20 protein-coding genes are annotated in these 20,539 nt (G+C 47.2%); 4 read left to right on the top strand and 16 right to left on the bottom strand.

Going from position 1 to position 20,539, the window contains the following annotated elements; translation table 11 throughout:
* Window positions 1-30: 30 nt before the first annotated feature.
* From pfkA to dnaE, 5 genes are all read right to left on the bottom strand, one after another.
* Window positions 31-990, bottom strand: a complete 960-nt coding sequence (pfkA, locus tag ACNFN4_RS00835; RefSeq protein ID WP_007408068.1) for a 6-phosphofructokinase — start codon at window positions 988-990, stop codon at window positions 31-33.
* Window positions 991-1,181: 191 nt separating this feature from the next.
* Window positions 1,182-2,159, bottom strand: coding sequence for an acetyl-CoA carboxylase carboxyl transferase subunit alpha (gene accA / locus ACNFN4_RS00830; protein WP_100261945.1), 978 nt, complete (start codon window positions 2,157-2,159; stop codon window positions 1,182-1,184).
* Window positions 2,144-3,016, bottom strand: coding sequence for an acetyl-CoA carboxylase, carboxyltransferase subunit beta (accD, locus tag ACNFN4_RS00825; RefSeq protein ID WP_017418350.1), 873 nt, complete (start codon window positions 3,014-3,016; stop codon window positions 2,144-2,146). Before accD ends, accA begins: the two co-directional genes overlap by 16 nt.
* A gap of 328 nt (window positions 3,017-3,344) precedes the next feature.
* Window positions 3,345-4,577 carry an NAD(P)-dependent malic enzyme gene (locus tag ACNFN4_RS00820; protein WP_007613079.1) on the bottom strand — a complete coding sequence of 411 codons (1,233 nt, stop codon included), beginning with the start codon at window positions 4,575-4,577 and terminating at the stop codon, window positions 3,345-3,347.
* A 139-nt stretch (window positions 4,578-4,716) separates the two neighbouring features.
* The gene (gene dnaE / locus ACNFN4_RS00815; RefSeq protein ID WP_249684916.1) at window positions 4,717-8,055 is read right to left on the bottom strand and encodes a DNA polymerase III subunit alpha; all 3,339 of its coding nucleotides are present in this window, start codon (window positions 8,053-8,055) and stop codon (window positions 4,717-4,719) included.
* A gap of 142 nt (window positions 8,056-8,197) precedes the next feature.
* On the opposite strand from dnaE, the gene ACNFN4_RS00810 reads away from it, so the two are divergent.
* The 3 genes from ACNFN4_RS00810 (at window position 8,198) to ACNFN4_RS00800 (ending at window position 9,336) form a co-directional block, all read left to right on the top strand.
* Window positions 8,198-8,539: a YtrH family sporulation protein gene (locus tag ACNFN4_RS00810; protein ID WP_017418353.1), complete on the top strand. Its 342-nt coding sequence runs from the start codon at window positions 8,198-8,200 to the stop codon at window positions 8,537-8,539.
* Window positions 8,536-9,039: a sporulation membrane protein YtrI gene (gene ytrI, locus ACNFN4_RS00805; RefSeq protein ID WP_007408062.1), complete on the top strand. Its 504-nt coding sequence runs from the start codon at window positions 8,536-8,538 to the stop codon at window positions 9,037-9,039. Before ACNFN4_RS00810 ends, ytrI begins: the two co-directional genes overlap by 4 nt.
* 105 nt (window positions 9,040-9,144) lie before the next feature.
* Window positions 9,145-9,336: a hypothetical protein gene (locus tag ACNFN4_RS00800; RefSeq protein ID WP_017418354.1), complete on the top strand. Its 192-nt coding sequence runs from the start codon at window positions 9,145-9,147 to the stop codon at window positions 9,334-9,336.
* A gap of 17 nt (window positions 9,337-9,353) precedes the next feature.
* On the opposite strand, the gene ACNFN4_RS00795 is transcribed toward ACNFN4_RS00800, so the two are convergent.
* Window positions 9,354-10,295, bottom strand: coding sequence for a DHH family phosphoesterase (locus ACNFN4_RS00795; RefSeq protein ID WP_014418624.1), 942 nt, complete (start codon window positions 10,293-10,295; stop codon window positions 9,354-9,356).
* A 116-nt stretch (window positions 10,296-10,411) separates the two neighbouring features.
* Between ACNFN4_RS00795 and ACNFN4_RS00790 the strand changes: the two genes are divergently transcribed.
* Entirely contained in the window at window positions 10,412-10,714 is a 303-nt protein-coding gene (locus tag ACNFN4_RS00790; RefSeq protein WP_448199938.1) for a YtpI family protein, read from the top strand.
* A gap of 28 nt (window positions 10,715-10,742) precedes the next feature.
* On the opposite strand, the gene ACNFN4_RS00785 is transcribed toward ACNFN4_RS00790, so the two are convergent.
* From ACNFN4_RS00785 to tpx, 10 genes are all read right to left on the bottom strand, one after another.
* The gene (locus ACNFN4_RS00785) at window positions 10,743-12,059 is read right to left on the bottom strand and encodes a CBS domain-containing protein (RefSeq protein ID WP_007408058.1); all 1,317 of its coding nucleotides are present in this window, start codon (window positions 12,057-12,059) and stop codon (window positions 10,743-10,745) included.
* A gap of 138 nt (window positions 12,060-12,197) precedes the next feature.
* Window positions 12,198-12,884, bottom strand: a complete 687-nt coding sequence (locus ACNFN4_RS00780) for a metal-dependent hydrolase (RefSeq protein WP_151296228.1) — start codon at window positions 12,882-12,884, stop codon at window positions 12,198-12,200.
* Window positions 12,885-12,944: 60 nt separating this feature from the next.
* The gene (locus tag ACNFN4_RS00775) at window positions 12,945-13,712 is read right to left on the bottom strand and encodes an SDR family oxidoreductase (protein WP_095272590.1); all 768 of its coding nucleotides are present in this window, start codon (window positions 13,710-13,712) and stop codon (window positions 12,945-12,947) included.
* 137 nt (window positions 13,713-13,849) lie between these two features.
* The gene (locus ACNFN4_RS00770; RefSeq protein ID WP_007408056.1) at window positions 13,850-13,978 is read right to left on the bottom strand and encodes a hypothetical protein; all 129 of its coding nucleotides are present in this window, start codon (window positions 13,976-13,978) and stop codon (window positions 13,850-13,852) included.
* A 73-nt stretch (window positions 13,979-14,051) separates the two neighbouring features.
* A complete protein-coding gene (gene argH, locus ACNFN4_RS00765) occupies window positions 14,052-15,428 on the bottom strand; it encodes an argininosuccinate lyase (protein ID WP_003152429.1) in 1,377 nt (458 codons plus the stop codon).
* Window positions 15,425-16,636: an argininosuccinate synthase gene (locus ACNFN4_RS00760; protein ID WP_003152428.1), complete on the bottom strand. Its 1,212-nt coding sequence runs from the start codon at window positions 16,634-16,636 to the stop codon at window positions 15,425-15,427. The genes argH and ACNFN4_RS00760 overlap by 4 nt, the downstream gene beginning before the upstream one ends.
* A gap of 151 nt (window positions 16,637-16,787) precedes the next feature.
* Window positions 16,788-17,300, bottom strand: coding sequence for a MogA/MoaB family molybdenum cofactor biosynthesis protein (locus ACNFN4_RS00755; RefSeq protein ID WP_007408054.1), 513 nt, complete (start codon window positions 17,298-17,300; stop codon window positions 16,788-16,790).
* A gap of 99 nt (window positions 17,301-17,399) precedes the next feature.
* On the bottom strand, window positions 17,400-18,587 hold the full coding sequence (locus ACNFN4_RS00750) for an acetate kinase (protein WP_007408053.1): 1,188 nt from the start codon (window positions 18,585-18,587) through the stop codon (window positions 17,400-17,402).
* A 310-nt stretch (window positions 18,588-18,897) separates the two neighbouring features.
* Window positions 18,898-19,884: a class I SAM-dependent methyltransferase gene (locus ACNFN4_RS00745; RefSeq protein WP_160182918.1), complete on the bottom strand. Its 987-nt coding sequence runs from the start codon at window positions 19,882-19,884 to the stop codon at window positions 18,898-18,900.
* A 61-nt stretch (window positions 19,885-19,945) separates the two neighbouring features.
* Window positions 19,946-20,449, bottom strand: a complete 504-nt coding sequence (gene tpx / locus ACNFN4_RS00740) for a thiol peroxidase (protein ID WP_007613091.1) — start codon at window positions 20,447-20,449, stop codon at window positions 19,946-19,948.
* Between the last annotated feature and the right edge of the window lie 90 nt (window positions 20,450-20,539).

Below are 20,539 nucleotides of genomic sequence, written 5' to 3'. Positions count from 1 at the left end.
TTCCTTCTGAAATCTTCAGCTTCTTCCGCCTTAAATAGACAGTTCTTTTGAAAGCTGATACATGTTTGGTTCAACAGTATGTTTTGATTCTAAAATTTCTATAATATCATGGTCTACAAGCTTGTTGTTTTGTATACCTACGCAGCGTCCGCCTTTTCCTTTAAGCAGAAGCTCAACTGCGTAAGCGCCGAGGCGGCTTGCAAGAACCCGGTCAGAAGCGCTTGGAGATCCGCCGCGCTGGATGTGCCCTAAAACGGATACCCGTGTTTCAAGGTTCGTTTCTTCTTCGATGCGTTTTCCGAATTCAACCCCGCTGCCTACCCCTTCTGCAACGATGATGATACTGTGTTTTTTGCCGCGGTCGTGCCCTCTCTTCAAACGGCCGATAATTTCCTGCATATCGTAGTCCGCTTCAGGAATTAAAATTGATTCCGCTCCGCCTGCAAGACCTGCCCATAAAGCAATGTCGCCCGCATGGCGCCCCATCACTTCAATAACGTATGTACGCTCATGGGACGTAGCGGTGTCACGGATTTTATCAATCGCATCAATTACGGTGTTTAACGCCGTATCAAATCCGATCGTAAAATCAGTTCCCGGGATGTCATTATCTATCGTACCCGGTACACCTACACACGGAAACCCGTGTTCCGTTAATTTTTTCGCACCCATGTATGAACCGTCTCCGCCGATGACGACAAGACCTTCAATGCCGAGTTTCTTTAAATTTTCGATTCCTTTTTCACGGCCTTCAACTGTTTTGAATTCAGGACATCTGGCCGTGTACAGCTTTGTTCCGCCGCGGTGGATGATGTCACCGACCGAACCCAGCTCCAGTTTCTCTATTTTTCCGCTGATTAATCCTGAATAACCGTTATAAATTCCGTACACTTCGACGTCGTGGTAGATAGCTTTCCGCACAACCGCGCGCACCGCAGCGTTCATACCCGGGGAATCCCCGCCGCTCGTTAAAACTCCTATACGCTTCATTTCCTATTCACCTCAGCAACATATATATGTTAAACATATCATGATCATTGCCCTAAAACAATGAAAAGGGACGCCTGAGCTCCCATGAAACCTTACCTATTATACAATTAAATAAATTGTTTTTAAATAAAATTTAAGGAATATCACAAAAATCACAAAAAATAAACGTGAGCCATAGGCTTCACGTCTATTCAGTTTACCCCGATATATTGATCCTCAACCGAAACTTTCCCGATTGCTTTATATTTTTCATAGCGCTGTGAGATCAATTCTTCGGCGTTCAATTGAAGAAGAGATTTTAACGTATCTTTAAGAATACCGTCAATGTAGCCCGCCTGCTGCTTAATATCATGGTGAGCGCCGCCCTTCACTTCTTTAATCATATCATCAATAATTCCTAATTCTAATAAATCGGGCGCAGTAATCTTCATGGTTTCGGCCGCTTTTTTCGCAAGGCTGGAGTCTTTCCACAAAATGGACGCGGCTCCTTCAGGAGAAATAACGGAATACGTCGAGTTCTCAAGCATCAGCATGCGGTTGCCCACACCTAATGCCAGCGCGCCTCCGCTGCCGCCTTCCCCGATGACGATACAAACGACAGGCACTGTCAGGCCGGCCATCTCGAACAGGTTCTTGGCGATGGCTTCACTTTGTCCCCGTTCCTCCGCCGCTTTACCCGGGTACGCTCCCTTCGTGTCGATGAAGCAGATAATCGGGCGGTTGAACTTATCCGCCTGCTTCATGAGACGAAGCGCTTTGCGGTAGCCCTCAGGGTGAGGCATTCCGAAATTGCGGACGAGGTTTTCTTTCGTGTCTTTTCCGCGCTGATGTCCGATGACGGTGACCGGCATGCCGTGATATTTGGCGACTCCGCCAACAATCGCAGCATCATCTCCGTATGTTCTGTCTCCGTGGCACTCAAAAAAGTCGGTAAACAGGTATTGAATGTAATCAAGCGTCGTCGGCCGGTCGGGAAGGCGTGCGATCTGCACTCTGTCCCACGGCTTCAGGTTTTTATAAATCTCATCCTGGAGCTTGCTGAGCCGGTCTTCAAGCCTTGCGATTTCAGCGCTTAAATCCATCTCCGAATCTTGGGTGAATTTTTTCAGTTCGGCGATTTTCGTCTGCAGTTCAATCACTGGTTTTTCAAATTCTAATCTTGCAGCCACTCATGCTCACCTCCTGTTTGGTGCATGTCCAGCAGAAATGCGAGTTTGTCTTTCATGTCGTTTCGGTGAATCACCGCATCAAGCTGGCCGTGCTTTAATAAAAATTCCGCCGTCTGGAAATCTTCCGGCAGTTTTTCCCCGATCGTCTGTTCAATAATACGTCTTCCGGCAAATCCGATCAAGGCGCCCGGTTCAGCGAAATTATAATCACCGAGAGACGCGAAACTGGCCGATACGCCGCCTGTCGTCGGATGGGTCATGACAGAAATAATCAGTCCCTGCTCCTCACTGAACAGTTTTAATGCAGAGCTTGTCTTGGCCATTTGCATAAGGCTTAAGACCCCCTCCTGCATACGTGCGCCGCCGGAAGCGGTAAAGATGATAAACGGGACTTTTTCCTCTTTTGCTTTTTCAATTGCAAGCGTGATTTTTTCGCCGACAACCGAACCCATGCTGCCCATTCGGAATGTTGAATCCATGATCGCGATCACGGCAGGGAATCCGCCGATGGTTCCTTTTCCGGTAACCACCGCTTCATTCAGCGATGTTTTCTCACGGTCTTTTTCGATTTTTTCTAAGTATCCCGGGAAACCGAGCGGGTTTTCAGATATCATTCCCTGGTTGAATTCTTCGAATGAATCTTCATCCAGGAGGCTTTCAATGCGCTGCTTTGCATTCATCGGGAAATGGTGCCCGCAGTTCATGCAGACGCGCAGGTTTTTATCTAACTCTTTTGTGAGCATGATTTTTTTACATTTGGGGCACTTTGTCATAATGCCTTCCGGAACATCATGTTTTGCCTGCTCAGACGGCACGGAAGCATATTTTTTCTTTTTTGTGAATATATCCTTTAACAAATGATTACCTCCCTTTTGTGAAGGGTTCTCTTCACTGCATGTCTTCCGATTAGATAGACTTAATAATAACTTTACCGAAACTATTGTACTTTTTTTGTCAAACGGTGTCATCCTCCATTCGACATTTTTTGCTGCAAAACAGACGGAAACGGACGGATTTCATACCGTAAAAAGCGTTGTTCAGCCTTATCTGTCAGCGTTTTCAAAAGAAATAAGGATTCTGCTGAAATTTTTTTAAGACCTGCCCTTAAAAAAATGCCAGCAGTCCGTATATTGAACAGCAGCGCGTTGTTTTTTTCCAACGCGCTGCCATTTCATTTTTGTGTTATTATTCGCCGATGACTGTGAGCTGTCTTGTTTTTTCAGCCACTTCCTCAGGATCGACCGTAATTCTGGCGACGCCCGTTTCCATCGCTGCTTTCGCAACAGCTTTCGCAACGGCAGGAGCCACACGTTTGTCAAATGGAGCCGGGATGACATAATCAGCGCTTAATTCTTCCTCTGAAACGAGGGAAGCAATCGCTTCAACCGCAGCAATTTTCATTTCTTCGTTGATGTGAGTCGCGCGAACGTCAAGCGCGCCGCGGAAAATTCCAGGGAATGCCAGAACGTTGTTGACCTGGTTCGGGAAATCAGAACGGCCTGTTCCGATTACGCTTGCGCCGGCTGCGCGCGCGTCTTCAGGCATGATTTCCGGATTCGGGTTGGCCATTGCGAAGATAATCGGATCTTTCGCCATGCTTTCCACCATTTCTTTCGTCAGCGCGCCTTCGACTGATACGCCGATAAAGACGTCTGCATCTTTAATGACATCCTGCAGCGAACCGTCGTTGCGGTCTTGGTTTGTAAACTTCGCCACTTCGTTTTTCACTGCGTTCATGCCGGCCGGACGCCCTTCGTAAATCGCCCCTTTAGAGTCGCACATTACGATGTCGCGTACGCCGAAATGGTAAAGAAGCTTGATGATCGCGATGCCTGCCGCTCCCGCTCCGTTTGCCACAACTTTAATGGATGACATGGATTTTCCTGATAATTTCAGCGCGTTTACAAGTCCGGCAACGGTTACGATGGCAGTGCCGTGCTGATCATCGTGGAAAACCGGAATGTTTGTTTCTTTTTTCAGGCGCTCTTCGATAATGAAGCAGTTCGGCGCCGCAATATCTTCAAGGTTGACACCGCCGAATGTCGGTGCAAGCAGCTTCACAGTGTCAATGATTTTGTCCACATCGTTTGTGTCAAGCGCGATCGGGAATGCATCCACGCCCGCGAAACTTTTGAACAGCACCGCTTTCCCTTCCATGACCGGAAGTGAAGCTTCAGGCCCGATATTACCGAGACCGAGAACGGCTGATCCGTCTGTTACGACTGCTACCATGTTCCCCTTCATTGTATAATCATATACTTTATTTTTATCGTCATAAATCTCTTTACAAGGCTCAGCTACTCCGGGAGAGTAGGCAAGGCTTAAGTCGTCCGCGTTTCTGACTTCTACCTTTGCTTTTGATTCCAGCTTTCCTTGATTTACTTTGTGTAAATGTAACGCTTCTTCTCTTAATGACATTCTAAACACTCCTTTTAAGTACTTTGTTACATATTCTGCCGCATAGACTGGTACAATCGCTGGAGATGAAAAATTTCAGAATCTTTAAATAAGATAGCACAATTGTTTCAATTGTATAACAAAACGATTATTGTTACCACTATTTTAACACGACGTTTTCGCGGCCCAGCAGCTCTTTTAAACGGTATAACGCCTGATGGTCCGCCTGAATATGAAAAGTATCCGGCAGCCTGATCGTCTGCTTGTCTTTTTCATAATAAAGATAAACGCCGGTTTCCCCTTTATGCTCCAGTAAAATACGCTTCATCTTTTCCAAAAACTCCTGATTGTGCCGGCTGCCTTCGATTTTGATGTAAACAGACGGCGCTCTGTCTGCCTCCGTCTGCTCAAGAAGAGAGGCGGATGACATGATGAATTGTGTCTTCTCCTGACGCTCTTCCATTTTCCCGGCGGCGAATAAAAGCGCGCCTTCTTCTAACAGCGGAGACAGCCTTCTATATTGGTCAGGAAACACGACGGCTTCCATTTCTCCCGTTTCATCGCTTAATGTGAGAAACGCCATATGCTGACCTGTCTTTGTCCGAATCGTTTTGATGCCCGCGAGCAAAGCGCCGATTGACAGCTGCCCCTTCGGCATCTGCCGCGCTGCTGTGATCGCTTGGGCCCCCCGTTTTTTCAGGAGATCCCTGAAAGCAGACAAAGGATGGCTTGAGAAATAAACACCGAGAGCTTCTTTTTCGAACCGAAGCTTGTCCACGAGCGGAAATTCCTCAGCCTCTACATATTTTGGCTTAATGGAGAACGATTCTTCCAAAAACAATCCCATTTGGTCATCACCTGCACGAAAAAGTTCAGCGTGCTCTAAAGCCACATCAACGGAGGCCAGCAAGGCTGCGCGATTTTGATTGAATTCGTCCATGGCGCCAGAAAATATAAGGGCTTCGATGGTTTTCCGATTCACGCTTTTTGCAGGTACGCGAAAGCAGAAATCGAAAAGATCCTCGAACGGTTTATGTGTTCTTGCTTTATAAATATCTTTCACTGCCGAGACGCCTACGTTTTTAACGGCCCGCAAACTGTATCTGACGGCTCCGTTTTCCGGCGCAAACGGAAAACCGCTTTTGTTTATTGACGGCGGAAGGACTTGAATCCCGCTCCCCTTCGCTTCATGCAGATATTGCGATATTTTGTCCTCATTGCCGATGACGCTCGTCAACAGCCCGCACATAAAATATAGCGGATAATGCGCCTTTAAATAGGCGAGCTGATAGCCGATCATGCTGTATGCGACAGCATGGCTTCTGTTGAATCCGTAGTTAGCGAATTTTACAATCAGATCGTAGACCTCGTTTGCAGTGACTACAGAATACTCCTTTTTTAAGCACCCTTCAACAAAATGGCTTCGCTCTCTGTCCAGAATGTCCTTTTGCTTTTTGCTGACAGCCCGTCTGAGCAGATCCGCTTCACCTAATGAAAACCCTGCCATGCGCGAGGCGATCATCATTATCTGTTCTTGATAGACGATGACGCCGTAAGTGTCACTGAGAATATTTCTTACGTCCTCGTGCGGCACTTCCACACGCGCCCGTCCGTGCTTCCGATCGATAAATAACGGAATATTTTCCATCGGTCCCGGCCTGTAAAGCGCGTTAACCGCGACAATGTCTTCCAGTCTTGACGGCTTCAGGCGCTTCAGCACGTTTCTCATTCCTGATGATTCCAGCTGGAAAATACCCGTCGTATCACCGTTTGACAATAGCGAGAACGTTTTTTCATCCTGATAAGAAATCTCGGAAAAATCAATTTTCGTATTCGTCTCTTTTTCAATCATCGTTTTAATGGATTCAATAAGCGTCAGGTTGCGCAAACCTAAAAAGTCCATTTTCAAAAGACCGAGATCCTCCAGGTGATCCATCGCATACTGCGTTAAATACACGCCGTCATGCCCTTCTTGAAGAGGGACAACTTCCGAAAGCGGCTCTTTACTGAGAACGACCCCGGCCGCGTGTGTTGACGTGTGTCTCGGAAGACCTTCGATTTTCCTTGCGATCTGAAACACTTTATGAAGAACGGCGGATTCGGACAGCCGCCTGTTCAGCTGAGCGGACAGCCGCCTCGCCTCCTCAAGCGTCATTCCCGGTTTCGACGGGATCAGGCGGGCAAGCTGGTCGGCTTCTTTCGGGCTGATTCCGAACACTCTCCCGGTATCCCTTAACGCCGCCTTTGCGGCCAATGTCCCGAAGGTGATAATCTGGGCGACGTGCATGGCCCCGTACTTATTTTGCACATACTGAATGACCTCATCCCTTCTCGTATCAGGGAAATCGATATCAATATCCGGCATGCTGATCCGCTCGGGATTAAGAAATCTCTCAAACAGCAGAGAATGTTTAAGCGGATCCACGTCGGTAATGAAAAGCGAGTAAGCGACAAGCGAGCCTGCCGCGGACCCCCTTCCCGGGCCTGTCACAATGCCCTTTTCATGCGCGTACTTCATAAAGTCCCATACGATGAGAAAATAATCACTGAATTTCATGCGCCTGATGACGTCCAGCTCATATTCAAGCCGGCGGACAGCCCGCTCATCAGGAGTGCTGAAACGGAGACGCAGCCCCTCATGACAGATCTCCGCCAAATAGTCATCGGCTGATTTGCCGTCCGGCGCCGGAAAAGACGGAAGCTGTGTCTGTCCGAGGCTTACATCGACCCGGCATTGCCGGGCGATACGGGCGGCTGCTTCAATCGCTTCCGGATGCCGCGTGTAAAGCTCTGCCATTTCTTCAGGCGTCCTCAAGTATAAGTCCGGCAGATTCCCGCTCTGATCCTCCCATTTCTCTCCGGCTTTAATAGCGCACAGACAGCGGTACGCATCTTGATCTTCTTTCTTGATATAGCGGACATCTCCCGCAGCGCAGACAGCGATTTCCGTCTCGGCTGACAGGCGGAGAATCTCTTCTGATAACGTCTCATGTCCTTTAAACGGCTGGTACCCTAAATAAAAACGGCCGTCTCCGAACAGCTCCCGGAATCCTTCGGCAGCCCGGACCGCTTTTTCAAACTTCCCGGCTTGAAGCAGGCTTTCAATGTACCCGTTTTCACCGGGCGTAATGGCGATCAGCCCCTCATGATAGCTCTTCATCCATTTTCGCTTCATGCCGCCCTTTGCCATGGATTGCAGCGCACTTGAGATTTTCACCAGGTTCTGATAACCGGTGTTTGTCTCCGCTAAAAGAATGAGCGGGTGTGCTTCAAGCTCCGTATCGTCCGTGTATATAGAAGCCGTCAGACCGATAATCGGCTTAATTCCGTTTGATTTGCATGCTTTATAAAACTCAATGGCGCCGTACATCACATTTTCGTCCGTCAGCGCCAATGATGAATATCCGAGTTCCTTCGCTTGTGCAACAAGCTCTTTTACAGAAGCGGCGCTGTTTAACAGGCTGTAGCCGCTATGTACTTGCAGGTGAACAAAAGACAATGCCGCCACTCCTTTCCCATACGTTCATTTTGCCTTTCTACATTATAAGACGGGTTTTCTTAAGAAACAAATGTTCTTTTTTGACTCATCATCATACTTGTCCGTTTCGCTCAATATGATAGAAAAGTGAGGTGGTGTATATATGGATCAGGAAGCCGGATTTATGGCGAATTTCATCAGCAGTTATTTTATCGCCCTCGGTGTGTTGCTCGGCGGCGCGCTGATCGGCGGACTCGGAGCTTATTTATCAGGCGAGCCTCCGCTGACGGCGATCACAAAATTGGCGAACAGGCTGAAGATCTGGGCGCTTGTCGCGGCCATCGGGGGAACATTTGACGCGGTATACAGTTTCGAGCGGGGGCTGTGGGAAGGTAACACGCGCGACATCTTCAAACAGCTTCTTTTAATTATTTCAGCAATGGGCGGCGCGCAGACCGGCTGGCTGATTATTTCATGGCTGACCCAGGAGAATATGTCATCATGAGAATTCCCGAGTATTATAAAAAACCGGGATGGCAGCGTTTTTTTGCGGGAATGATGTGCGGAGCCATCGTCAGCTGGCTGTTCTTTCTGTTTACATACGGAACGTTTCAGGAAGAACAGGTGACGTTAATTGAAAAGCAGCGGGAGCACGCGCGGGATTTAAAAAACCAAATCTCCATCTATCAGAAAGATCTTCATAAATTAAATGAGGATAATAAGCAAAGGCTGCTCATCCAAAGTGTTGATGTGAAGCTGATCAATGGGGAAAAATACAGAATCGCCCAGCCTGACAAGATGAAATTTGAGGAACAAGTGAAAGATAATATTTCTGAAGTCATCACAAAGGATATTGAAAGCGTGTATAAAACAAAGGAGCTTTTAAAACGGACGATCGAAAACAAAATATACACCATAAATGAGAAGGAATTTAAAGCTGAAGTAAAGGAACTGACGATTTATACGAGATTGTCTGTCGAAATTCATATTTCTTTTGCGACGTAATTATGTCATTTTTAAAAATTTTCCATAGATCTGTCGCTTTTTTCTCCGCTTTTTTATAAACTGTAGATGAGACATTTTCAATGATTCTGAAGGGAGGAAGGGAAAATGGAGGTTTTTAGTGAACGACGCTTGGCAAAAGATCATGCAGCCCGAATCAGACAAGGCTATTCCGCATATGCAGAAACAAACACACTCGCTTCCCTCATAAAAAAAGAACTCCAAATCTGTAATCTCCGCGTCTACGAAGACCTGACTGAATTCGGCTGCTGGTTCATCCCCGTGACAGATGAACACTAAGAAAGAGGGTCTCCCCTCTACTTGTGTTCGTTACATATCTCTTCCAGATCAGCAAGAATCTGATCGGTTTCATCCCAGCTGAAGATGGATGCGCCGGCCGCAAGCGGATGTCCGCCGCCATTGTATTTCCGGGCAATTCCGTTGATGACCGGACCTTTTGAACGGAACCGGACTCTGATTTGATCGTCTTCTTCTACGAAAAACACCCAAGCGCGGATACCCGAAATATTTCCGAGTGTTCCGACAAGCTGCGACGCTTCAGAAGCGGTGGTTCCATATGTCTCCAAAATGTCTTTTTTAATGAAAACGGAAGCGACGCCGTTTTCAGACAGTGACACATTTTGATAAATAAAGCCGTTAAGCTTCACCACATTTAATTTTGTTTCATACAATTGATTGAACAGCTCTGACGATGAAAATGGGAACTCAATGAGCTCTCCCGCGTATTTTAATGTCTTTTTTGTGGTGTTCGGGAATAAGAAGCGCCCCGTATCACCGACGATACCCGCGTAGATCAGCTCAGCTGCTTTCGTATTCAGTTTCCAGCCGTGCTGCTTTCCTTCCAGGTACAGCTCATAGATCATTTCGCTTACGGAGCTTGCATTCGTATCGACCCATAACAGATCGCCATACGGATCTTCATTTGGATGGTGGTCTATTTTCATGAGCTTTGCGCCGGAATGGTAGCGCTGATCGTCGACCCTGCCTTGGTTTGCGGTGTCGCACACGATGACAAGAGCATCTTTATAGGTTTCGTCATCCACCTCATCGAGGGAATATAAAAAAGACAAGGACGGCTCAGGCTGTCCGACAGCAAAAATATTTTTTTCGGGATACGTTTCCCGCAGGATTTCCGTAAGGCCGCACTGTGAACCGTAGGCGTCCGGGTCAGGCCTCACATGTCTATGTAAGATAATGGTGTCATATAATGATATGGTTCTGATCAGTTCGGATTTCATCGTTTTCTCCTTTTCGTTTTTATTCATTTAATCATACTCTTTATCCATGGAAAAGGAAAATCTTTCAGTAACGGTATAAACGGTTTTGCAAACTCATATAATGGAGGATTTCATTTATGCTGTTTTTTGTTTTTCTCATCGGGCTTTCTGCCTGCTTTTACGTGTATTACAAAGTAAAAGGAATCCAGACGAAACGGGCGCTGGAGAAGGAATGTTTTTCGGCTAAATCAAGTATGGCATTAGGGGCGCTGGTGCTTTTGTACGGAGTAAACCAAATGATTCTGTTTCACTCCGTCCTGACCCTGGTCATCGGCGGCGTCTTCATTTTAATCGGAGCAGGCAGCGCATGGGCCGGGTATAGAGCCTATAAGCATTATGAGCCCATCCATGCAAAGGAAGCGGAGAGGGACCACGCATAATGAATGCAAAGGGACCCGGGTGCGTCCCTTAACTTCTCTCCATCAGCTGCACCATGAGCATCGCTTTTGAAACGATGCCGCTTTGGCTTGACACTTCCACTTCCATTTTCCCGAATTTCCGGCCCGCCTCTAAAATGCGCGGTTTCACTTCAATGACCGACTCCATCTGTACGGGCTTCAGGAAGAAAATCGTAATGCTTTCAATGACCAGCTCGCCGCGTTTGCGGGAGCGTAAAAATCGGCTGGCGGCCTGGGTTAAAATCGTCGTAAACACCCCGTAAGAAATCGTGCCGAGCTGATTGGTCATTTGCGGCGTGACTTCATATTGATAAACGGCCGGCGTTTTGTCATCTTCCTCTTCTTTAAATCCCCTTGAAACAATATCATCCAGCTTTTCACCGACCTGAGGCTGCTTTTGAACCATTTGAAGCGCTTTTAAGACATCCTGGCGGCTGATCATTCCGATCAGTTTGTGATGCCCGTCTGTCACCGGAAGCACTTCAATTCCTTCCCAAACCATCATTTGAGCCGCTGAGGCGACAGATGTTTTCCCGATCACCGTGACAGGGTTTTTGGTCATTACTTTTTCAATCGGAACTGACCGGTCATGCCCCGCGATATCTTTCGATGTGAGGATTCCGTGGATTTTCATCTGCTGATCGATAACCGGGAAGCGGCCGTGTCCGGTTTCATAGTTCTTTTCGTACCATTTCTCCAGCTTATCCTTAGGGGACAGCGTCACTGTCCGATCTGCGGGCGTCAAAATGTCTTCCACGAGCACAATCTCTTTTTTTATGAGCTGATCATAGATCGCCCGGTTGATCATCGCGGCTACCGTAAAGGTATCGTAGCTCGTGGAGAGAATCGGAAGCTCAAGCATATCAGCCAGCTCGATAATGCTGTCGTCGGTGTTAAACCCTCCTGTTACCAAAACAGCTGCGCCCGCCTCAAGCGCCTGGCGGTGGGCGTTGATTCGGTTCCCGACGATTAACAGGTTCCCCGCCGCTGTGTAACGCATCATCGCGTCAAGCTCCATCGCGCCGATCACAAACTTATTCAACGTTTTATGCAGACCGGCTTTTCCGCCGAGCACCTGGCCGTCTATCACATTGACGACCTCGGCGTATGTCAGCTTTTCAATATTTTCTTTTTTCTTCTGTTCAATCCGGATGGTCCCCACACGTTCAATAGTGGAAACGAATCCTTTGTTTTCGGCTTCCTTAATGGCTCTGTAAGCCGTTCCTTCACTGACTTTCATTTCTTTCGCAATTCTTCTGACCGAAATTTTTTCACCGACAGGAAGCGAATCTATGTATGATAGGATTTGTTCATGCTTTGTTGCCAAGCGTTTCACCTCTAAGGACAGTCTTCTGCTTTTATTATAAGGGTACGGGGGATTCATTCGCAATGAGACGCCCGAAAAAAGGCGGCATCACAAAAAGACCTTCTGAATGCTTGATTCAGAAGGTCTTTGACACATATGTCAGGCAAGCTCAATGGTCTCGCCGGCCGCCATGACTTTGCCGACGCCTCCGGGCAGACTTTCGGCGAAAGCGTCAGGGTCCTGTTCAATGACAGGAAATGTATTGTAATGGACGGGAACGACCTGTTTCGCTCTCAGCCATTCAGCCGCGAGTTTTGCGTCTTCAGGGCCCATGGTGAAGTTATCACCGATCGGCAGAAACGCCAGGTCAATGTGATTCAGTTCCCCGATCAGTTTCATATCTGAGAACAGCGCCGTGTCTCCGGCGTGGAAAATCGTTTTGCCGTCAATCGTCAATAAAATCCCGGCCGGCATCCCCGTGTACGTAATGGTTTTGTTTTCTTCATCAGTGACCGCCGATCCGTGGAATGCCTGTGTCAGTTTCACTTTGCCGAAATCAAATTGGCGCGCCCCGCCGATATGCATCGGGTGGACGTTTAAACCTTTAAAGCCGAGATAAACGGCCAGCTCGTTCGGCGCAATGACGAGCGCATCGTTTTGTTTAGCGATCTGCTCTGTATCTCCGACATGGTCATTGTGTCCGTGAGTAAGCAGGATGACATCCGCTTTCACTTCTTCCGGTTTCAAATTTGTCAGACTGTTTCCGGTCAGAAACGGATCAAAAATAATGTTATGGGTTTTCGTTTCCACTTGAATAACAGAATGTCCGTGATAAGTCACTTTCATCGTTTTCACCTCATAAAAAATTAATATTTATCAAGTTCCCTTTTTGACAAACGAAAAAACTTACAGGGATTGATGCCTGTTAATCACATTCAGCCCGCCTGTTGCTTCAATGACCGTTCCGGTTACAAGATCGGAATCTTCCTCACATAAAAAGGCGATGATTCTCGCAATATCCTCTCCGGTTCCGGACCTGCCGATCGGCGTCTTTTCTTTGCCGATTTTCCGTCTTGCTTCCTCTATAGACGCTTCTTTCATATCTCCTACAATATCACCCGGGCAGACCATATTGGCCGTAATGCCTGATTCGGCTTCTTCAATCGCAATGGTTTTCGTTAACGAAGCCAATCCGACTTTAGCCGCTCCGAAAGCGGAACGGTGAAGCCAGCCGGGGGCATGGTCCGCTCCTTGAAAACCGTATGTAATAATCCGGCCGAACCGCTGCTGTCTCATGACCGGGATAACCGCTTTAAACAGATGGAAAACGGCGCTTAAATTCCCTTCAAGCATGTCATACCATTCGTCATCGGAGTAATCGGCTAGCTTTTTGCGCTCAAATATGTACGGCCCGGCATTGTTAATCAGTATGTCAATCCTTCCAAACCGCTGAAGGGCTGCATCGGCGATCCGAATGAGATCTTCTTTCCGGGTTACATCGCCCTTAACGAATTGCAATCTGTCATGGCACCCGGGATAATCCGCCTTCAGACAGGCGACCGCTTCTTCGTCTTGTCTGTAATTCACTGTGACAGAAAAGCCTTTTTCCAGAAGCATTTCAGTCACTTTTCGGCCCAATCCCTTTGTACCGGCAGTGATTAGAGCATGTCGCACATTGAATACCCTCCCCAGGCAACGTTGCCGCTTCAATAAAATCAAGACGTTTCTCCCTCTACTTTACTATAAACAAACGGCAATATCACTTTTTTGCACTTCGTCCGCACGAAAAAAAAGCCGTCTTTACAGACAGCTTAATTTTCTGAAGGAGCAGAGGCTTCCTCCATGCCGACATAACCGCTTTCGTATGCCTCTGAGATGAGCCTGGCCGTTTCTTCACTTTCTTTTTCATCATAGATGTAACGGTCTTGTTCTTTGCGCATTCCTTCTACCTCCCATCTTTATAGATGTAGGGTGTCTGATATGACGGGAAAATATGAAGGAAATTTCAGCAAATTAAATGCCGGCGCAGGCTTTTGCTTTTACGAGCGCCTGTTCTACCTGCTGAAAACCCGTTCCGCCGGCGCTCATTCTTTTTTCAACCGCATGATGCGGATCGAGCACGGTATAGATATCTTCTTCAAAGAGACTGCTGGCTTGAAGGAATTCTTCAAATGCCATATCACTTAAATAGATTCCTTTTTCAATGCAGCTGTACACAAGCTTGCCGACCACTTCATGCGCTTCTCTGAACGGCATGCCTTTTTTAGCTAAATAATCGGCAAGTTCCGTCGCATTTGAAAAATCTTGTTTTGTCGCTTGTTTCATGATGTCTTTGTTTACTTTCATCGTTTCAATCATGCCCGTGAAAATCTGAAGGCTTCCTTCAACGGTTTTCACCGTGTCAAACATGCCTTCTTTATCTTCCTGCAGGTCTTTGTTGTAAGCGAGCGGGAGCCCTTTCATAATCGTGAAAAGCCCCATCATATCACCGTATACGCGTCCGGTTTTACCGCGGATCAGCTCCGCCATGTCGGGGTTTTTCTTCTGCGGCATCATGCTGCTTCCCGTCGCATACGTATCATCCAGTTCAATGAATCTGAATTCCTGCGAGCACCATAGAATGATTTCTTCTGATAAACGTGAAAGGTGCATCATCAGCATGCTGCTGCCGCTTAAAAACTCGAGAATAAAATCTCTGTCACTGACTCCGTCAAGACTGTTCTCATAAATGGAGTCAAAACCGAGCAGCTCCGCCGAATAGTTACGGTCTATCGGAAACGTGGTTCCGGCAAGCGCCCCGCATCCGAGCGGCGATATGTTAATCCGCTTCATAGCGTCGCGAAAACGCTCTTTATCCCGTTCAAGCATCCAAAAATAAGCAAGCAGATGGTGGGCGAAAGAAATCGGCTGAGCCCGCTGTAAATGGGTGTACCCCGGCAGAATGGTCTCGACATTGGCCTCCGCTTTTTCGATCAGCGCTTTTTGGAACTGTTCAATCAGCACGATGATATGTGAGACATGATCTTTCAAATACAAATGCATGTCGGTCGCCACCTGGTCATTCCGGCTTCTGCCGGTATGCAGCTTGCCGCCTAGCGGTCCGATTTCTTCGATCAGCATTTTTTCAATATTCAAATGGATATCTTCATAATCAACAGAGAATTCAAGCGTCCCTTCCTCTGCTTTTTGCAGGAGGGTCTGCAGCCCCTGTCGGATGGCGCCTTCTTCTTCTTCCGTCAGAATGCCGCATTTTTTCAGCATTGCCGCATGAGCGAGAGACCCTGTAATATCCTCTTTGACTAAGTTTTGGTCGAATGTGATGGATGCGCCGAACTCATCGACCCACTTTTCCGGTGTTTTTTGAAAACGGCCTCCCCAAAGCTTCTTCATGCTTCAATCTGCTCCTTCTTTTTCACAATGCTGTTTACTTTTGTCGGCAGCCCCCAAAGCTCAATGAAACCGATTGCCGCGTGATGGTCAAAAGCATCGTCTTTTGTATATGTCGCAAGTTTTTCATCGTAGAGTGAATATTCCGACTTACGCCCTTCTACAATGGCATGGCCTTTAAACAGCTTGACGCGCACGACGCCGGTGACGTGTTTTTGAGTTTCTTTCAAGAATGCAAGCAGCGCGTCTTTTAACGGCGAGAACCATAAACCGTTATAGATGATTTCAGACAGTTTTTGTTCAATTGCCGGTTTGAAATGGGCCACTTCTTTCACTAAAGTCAGGTCCTCAAGCTCTTTGTGAGCCGTAATCAAAGTCATCGCGCCCGGGCACTCATAAACCTCACGGGACTTAATGCCGACCAGGCGGTTTTCCACATGGTCAATCCGGCCGATGCCGTGTTTTCCGGCAGTCTCGTTCAGCTTGAGAATTAAATCAGCGAGCGGGTAGGTTACGCCGTCGATTGAAACCGGAACACCGGCTTCAAATGCGATTTCGATGATTTCCGGAACGTCCGGCGTGTTTTCAAGAGATGCTGTCAGGTCATATGCCCCTTCAGGCGGCGCCGCCCACGGGTCTTCTAATATACCGCATTCATTGGCGCGTCCCCATAGGTTCTGATCAATGGAATAAGGGCTGTCAAGATTGATCGGAATCGGAATGCCCCGGCTTGCGGCATATTCAATTTCTTCTTCACGCGACCATTGCCACTCACGGACCGGAGCAATGACCTCCAGATCAGGATTTAATGATTTAATGGATACTTCGAAACGAACCTGATCGTTGCCTTTTCCCGTGCAGCCGTGCGCTACGGCCACCGCGTTTTCCTTTTCCGCGACTTCAACGAGTTTTTTCGCGATTAACGGACGGGATAATGCAGATACGAGCGGATACTTGCCTTCATACATTGTATGGGCCTGCATAGAAATAAGCGCGTACTCCCGGGCGAATTCTTCTTTCGCATCAATCACATAGGAATTTACGGCGCCTACTTCCAGCGCTTTTTGCTGAACGAATGCCAAATCCTTTCCTTCCCCTACATCTAAGCAGCAGGCAACAACATCGTATCCCTGTTCTTGCAGCCATTTTATCGCTACAGAAGTATCAAGACCTCCTGAGTATGCCAATACAACCTTTTTTTGTTCTGCCATGTTAAAAGCTCCCTTTGTATAAAAATTAGTTTTAATTAATAAAAATGCATTTTGTATGTATACACTGTAACAAGTAAATTCTGTTTTTTCAAGCCTTTTATAAAAAAAACCCCACCCAATTTTTTGAGCGGAGCAGAGCCTTTTTATACATTTATAAATCTTTTCGGATTTCCCGGAGCACATGGGGCAGTTCAGGAATAATCAGTTTACTCATCGCAAGCTTTACGGCGCCTGAGGAGCCGGGCGTGCAGAAGACTGCGGTATTTTGGATCACACCCGCTGCCGCTCTGGACAAAATGGCGGCGGAACCGATGTCCTCCGTATAGCTCAGCATGCGGAACAGCTCGCCGAATCCCGGGAGTTCTTTTGAAAACAGCGGCGTGACCGCTTCAATTGTGACATCCCTTTCGGCAATGCCCGTCCCTCCGTTTAACAGCACCGCATCTGTATATTCATCCATACAGCCGGATAAAACGGCTTTCTGCAATTCATCTTTTTCATCTTTAACAATGTCATAAGCGACCGTTTCAAATCCCGCTTCCCTGAGGAAGTCCATCATGACGCGCCCGCTTTTGTCGGTTTCTTTCGTTCTCGTGTCGCTGACTGTAATCACCTTGCAGCGCACCGCTGACGGGGCTTCTTGTTTATGTTCATGCACACTCATTGCTTCACCTCATCGTTTATGTAATAAACATATCGTAACGTTTGATTCTGGGGCATTCAATAAAAAAGCACACCCTAAAGGATGTGCTTTTTTCGATCATTACTGTGCAAGGCGGACAACGTCGCGTGCGATCATGACCTCTTCGTCAGTCGGAATGATCATGACTTTGACAGGAGAGTGAGGGTAGCTGATAAACGCTTCCTCGCCGCGCACGTTGTTCAGCGCAGGATCCCAATATACACCCATGAATTCTAAGCCGCGAAGCACGCGTTCTCTGACTTCAACGCTGTTTTCACCGATACCCGCAGTGAAAATAATCGCGTCAACGCCGCTCATTCTCGCAGCATAAGAACCGATGTATTTATGGATTCTGCTCGCGAACACTTCAAGAGCCGTTTCCGCTCTTTCGTTTCCTTCTTTTGAAGCTTCCACGATATCGCGGAGGTCGCTGGAGAAACCGGATACGCCAAGCAGTCCGCTCTTTTTATTTAACGTATTTAATACTTCATCTGCCGTCTGATCCGTTTTTTCCATAATGTACGGAATCAATGCAGGGTCGATGTTTCCTGAACGTGTTCCCATCGCGACACCCGCAAGCGGTGTGAAGCCCATTGACGTATCAATGGATTTTCCGCCTTCTACGGCCGCGATACTTGCGCCGTTACCGAGGTGGCAGGAAATCAGACGCAAATCTTCAAGCGGGCGGCCGAGAAGCTCAGCTGCGCGCTGTGTCACGTATTTATGAGAAGTGCCGTGGAAACCGTATTTGCGGATGCCGTATTTCTCGTAGTATTCGTACGGTAGGCTGTACAGGTAAGATTGTTCAGGCATCGTTTGGTGGAACGCCGTATCAAACACTGCAACCGCAGGCACATTCGGAAGCACTTCTTTAAAGGCTTTAATGCCGACGATGTTAGCCGGGTTGTGAAGCGGCGCAAGTTCTGAAATCTCTTCAATCTCACGGATTGTTTCATCCGTAAGCAAAACAGAATCGCTGAATTTTTCTCCGCCGTGAACCACACGGTGGCCGATTCCGTCAATTTCATTTAAATCCTTTATAATACCGAATTCAGTCAGCTTGTGAAGCAGCATCTTCACCGCAACCGCATGATCCGGAATATCTGTCACTTCTGTATTTTTTTCGCCGTTAACAGAGATTGTGAAAACGCTGTCGGCGATACCGATCCGTTCTACTAAACCTTTTGTTAGCACCTTTTCTGAAGGCATTTCGAATAACTGAAATTTTAAAGATGAGCTTCCTGCGTTAATTGCAATAATTTTAGACATAAATGACGCTCCTATCAAAATTCTTCTTCGTTTGTTCGTTCTTTTTTCCCAGACCATAATTGCAGTCCAAAAAATATCTGACTTTTCCATTTAAACATTGTCAACTCAGCATTTCAAGTCAACATCCACATTGGTACCGCTTACAATATGAAGTCGATATTTTCTGATAAATTTTATTTGTGCCAAATGGACGGTACCGCCTTACGGAATGTTATTTTCTTTCCTTAATTTGTGTTATCGTCCTGATTTCCATTCATTTTAAAAAGCAAAAGCAGCGCGGGATTTTGCATCTCACACTGCTTTTTCGCCATTATTTTTCTTTTTGAATCCATTGATCCAATTTTGCCATCATCTCCCGCATCGCCTGCTGGTTCGCAAAGGAAGGAAGATTCGCCAAAAGCGCTTGTTTCGGCGGCATTGCGTCTTCGCCTTTTTTCTGCAAGATTAAAATGCTCTTTGCCTGCGCTTCGTCTTTAAACATAGTAGCCGGCAGCTGAAGAAGGGCGTTGATATACACTTTTTCCGCAAAAAACCGCTTCAGTTTATCGCTTTGCGCGCTGTCAAACAGATGGTTCGGAATCATAAAAAATAAGTATCCGTCCGGTTTTGTATGTTTGACGCTCTGCTCAATAAATAAGTGGTGGGCAAATGAGTGGCCTTCATCCGCTTTCAGCTCATACGCTTCAGCGCCTTCGTCATTCGGATAGTAGCCGACCGGCAAATCGCAGATGACCGCATCGGCCGGTTCGATAAATAACGGCTGAAGACTGTCCTGGCAGAACAGCTCCATTTCTTTTTCCTGCAGATTCGCCTGCGCATATGCGATCTTCAGAAGGACATCGTCGATTTCAATGCCGAAACTTTTTCCCGCTTTGTCAGAAAGCTGGTTTGCCGCGGTCAGCAGAAGATTTCCGGTGCCGCAGGCGGGGTCCAGCAATGTCAGGCCTTTTCGGCCGCCCGTAAATTTATTCACGAGGTAACTGATGAAAAGGCCGATCGTATCAGGCGTCATCTGTCTGTTCGGATGGGACTTATCTTTGAGCCCTTTTAAAATGGCGAGCTGGAACGCCTTGCGGATCCATTCATGCTCCCATTTTCGGAAGTCTGCTTTCGCGAGCAGGCTGTTAAGCTCGCCGGTTTGCTTTTCCTGAAGCGGAAGCTGGTCGGCCTTTTCAAGAAAATACATTTCTCCCGCTTCCGCAAGCCCCTCAATATAAGAAATCTGAAGGCCTTCTGCTATCACTTGGGCGGCTTCATCTAAAAGTTCATAAATCTGACCGACATGGTCGTGTTGCATGCTGTTTCCTCCTTGCCATGAAAAGAGCTCCGCGGCAGCACCCGGAGCTCTTTTTCTCTCTTTACTTGATTAACGCTTTTGCAGCTTCGATAGGCTTTTCATAATTCGGGTGGTTTGTCGCTTCGCTTACGTATTCCGCGTAAACGACTTTTCCGTCCTGATCAAGGACGAATACGGAACGCGCCAAAAGACGAAGTTCTTTGATGTGAACACCGAATGCTTCACCAAATGACATCTCTTTATGATCCGATAACGTTTCAACTTTATCAATTCCGTTCGCTCCGCACCAGCGCGCTTGTGCAAACGGAAGGTCGGCGCTGATTGTATAAACGTTCACATCACCGAGTTTTGCGGCTTCTTCGTTGAAGCGGCGTGTCTGCGCGTCACATACGCCTGTGTCAATGGAAGGAATAACGGATATGATCGTTACTTTCCCTTTCATATCTGCTAATGTCTTCTCTTCTAATCCGTTTGTCAAAACCGTGAAGTCAGGAGCTTGGTCACCCGGTTTCACTTCTTGTCCGATCAGCGTCACGGCTCCGCCTTTAAATGTAATTTCAGCCATTCTGATTCCTCCCTTTATCTATGTATAGCTCTATCATAGTCGAGTTTTATGCAAACTGCAAAGGTTATGCCGCATCGTAAAAAAAGCTAA

The organism is Bacillus sp. N1(2025) (genome assembly GCF_053470005.1).
This window is presented reverse-complemented; position numbering and strand designations above follow the sequence as displayed.

Coding starts and splice junctions, on each gene's coding strand:
- pfkA (WP_007408068.1), bottom strand. CDS start 990: ATGAAGCGTATAGGAGTTTTAACGAGCGGCGGGGATTCCCCGGGTATG.
- ACNFN4_RS00820 (WP_007613079.1), bottom strand. CDS start 4,577: ATGTCATTAAGAGAAGAAGCGTTACATTTACACAAAGTAAATCAAGGA.
- ACNFN4_RS00810 (WP_017418353.1), top strand. CDS start 8,198: ATGGATCAGGAAGCCGGATTTATGGCGAATTTCATCAGCAGTTATTTT.
- ytrI (WP_007408062.1), top strand. CDS start 8,536: ATGAGAATTCCCGAGTATTATAAAAAACCGGGATGGCAGCGTTTTTTT.
- ACNFN4_RS00800 (WP_017418354.1), top strand. CDS start 9,145: ATGGAGGTTTTTAGTGAACGACGCTTGGCAAAAGATCATGCAGCCCGA.
- ACNFN4_RS00795 (WP_014418624.1), bottom strand. CDS start 10,295: ATGAAATCCGAACTGATCAGAACCATATCATTATATGACACCATTATC.
- ACNFN4_RS00790 (WP_448199938.1), top strand. CDS start 10,412: ATGCTGTTTTTTGTTTTTCTCATCGGGCTTTCTGCCTGCTTTTACGTG.
- ACNFN4_RS00780 (WP_151296228.1), bottom strand. CDS start 12,884: ATGAAAGTGACTTATCACGGACATTCTGTTATTCAAGTGGAAACGAAA.
- ACNFN4_RS00770 (WP_007408056.1), bottom strand. CDS start 13,978: ATGCGCAAAGAACAAGACCGTTACATCTATGATGAAAAAGAAAGTGAA.
- argH (WP_003152429.1), bottom strand. CDS start 15,428: ATGAAGAAGCTTTGGGGAGGCCGTTTTCAAAAAACACCGGAAAAGTGG.
- ACNFN4_RS00760 (WP_003152428.1), bottom strand. CDS start 16,636: ATGGCAGAACAAAAAAAGGTTGTATTGGCATACTCAGGAGGTCTTGAT.
- ACNFN4_RS00755 (WP_007408054.1), bottom strand. CDS start 17,300: ATGAGTGTGCATGAACATAAACAAGAAGCCCCGTCAGCGGTGCGCTGC.
- ACNFN4_RS00750 (WP_007408053.1), bottom strand. CDS start 18,587: ATGTCTAAAATTATTGCAATTAACGCAGGAAGCTCATCTTTAAAATTT.
- ACNFN4_RS00745 (WP_160182918.1), bottom strand. CDS start 19,884: ATGCAACACGACCATGTCGGTCAGATTTATGAACTTTTAGATGAAGCC.
- tpx (WP_007613091.1), bottom strand. CDS start 20,449: ATGGCTGAAATTACATTTAAAGGCGGAGCCGTGACGCTGATCGGACAA.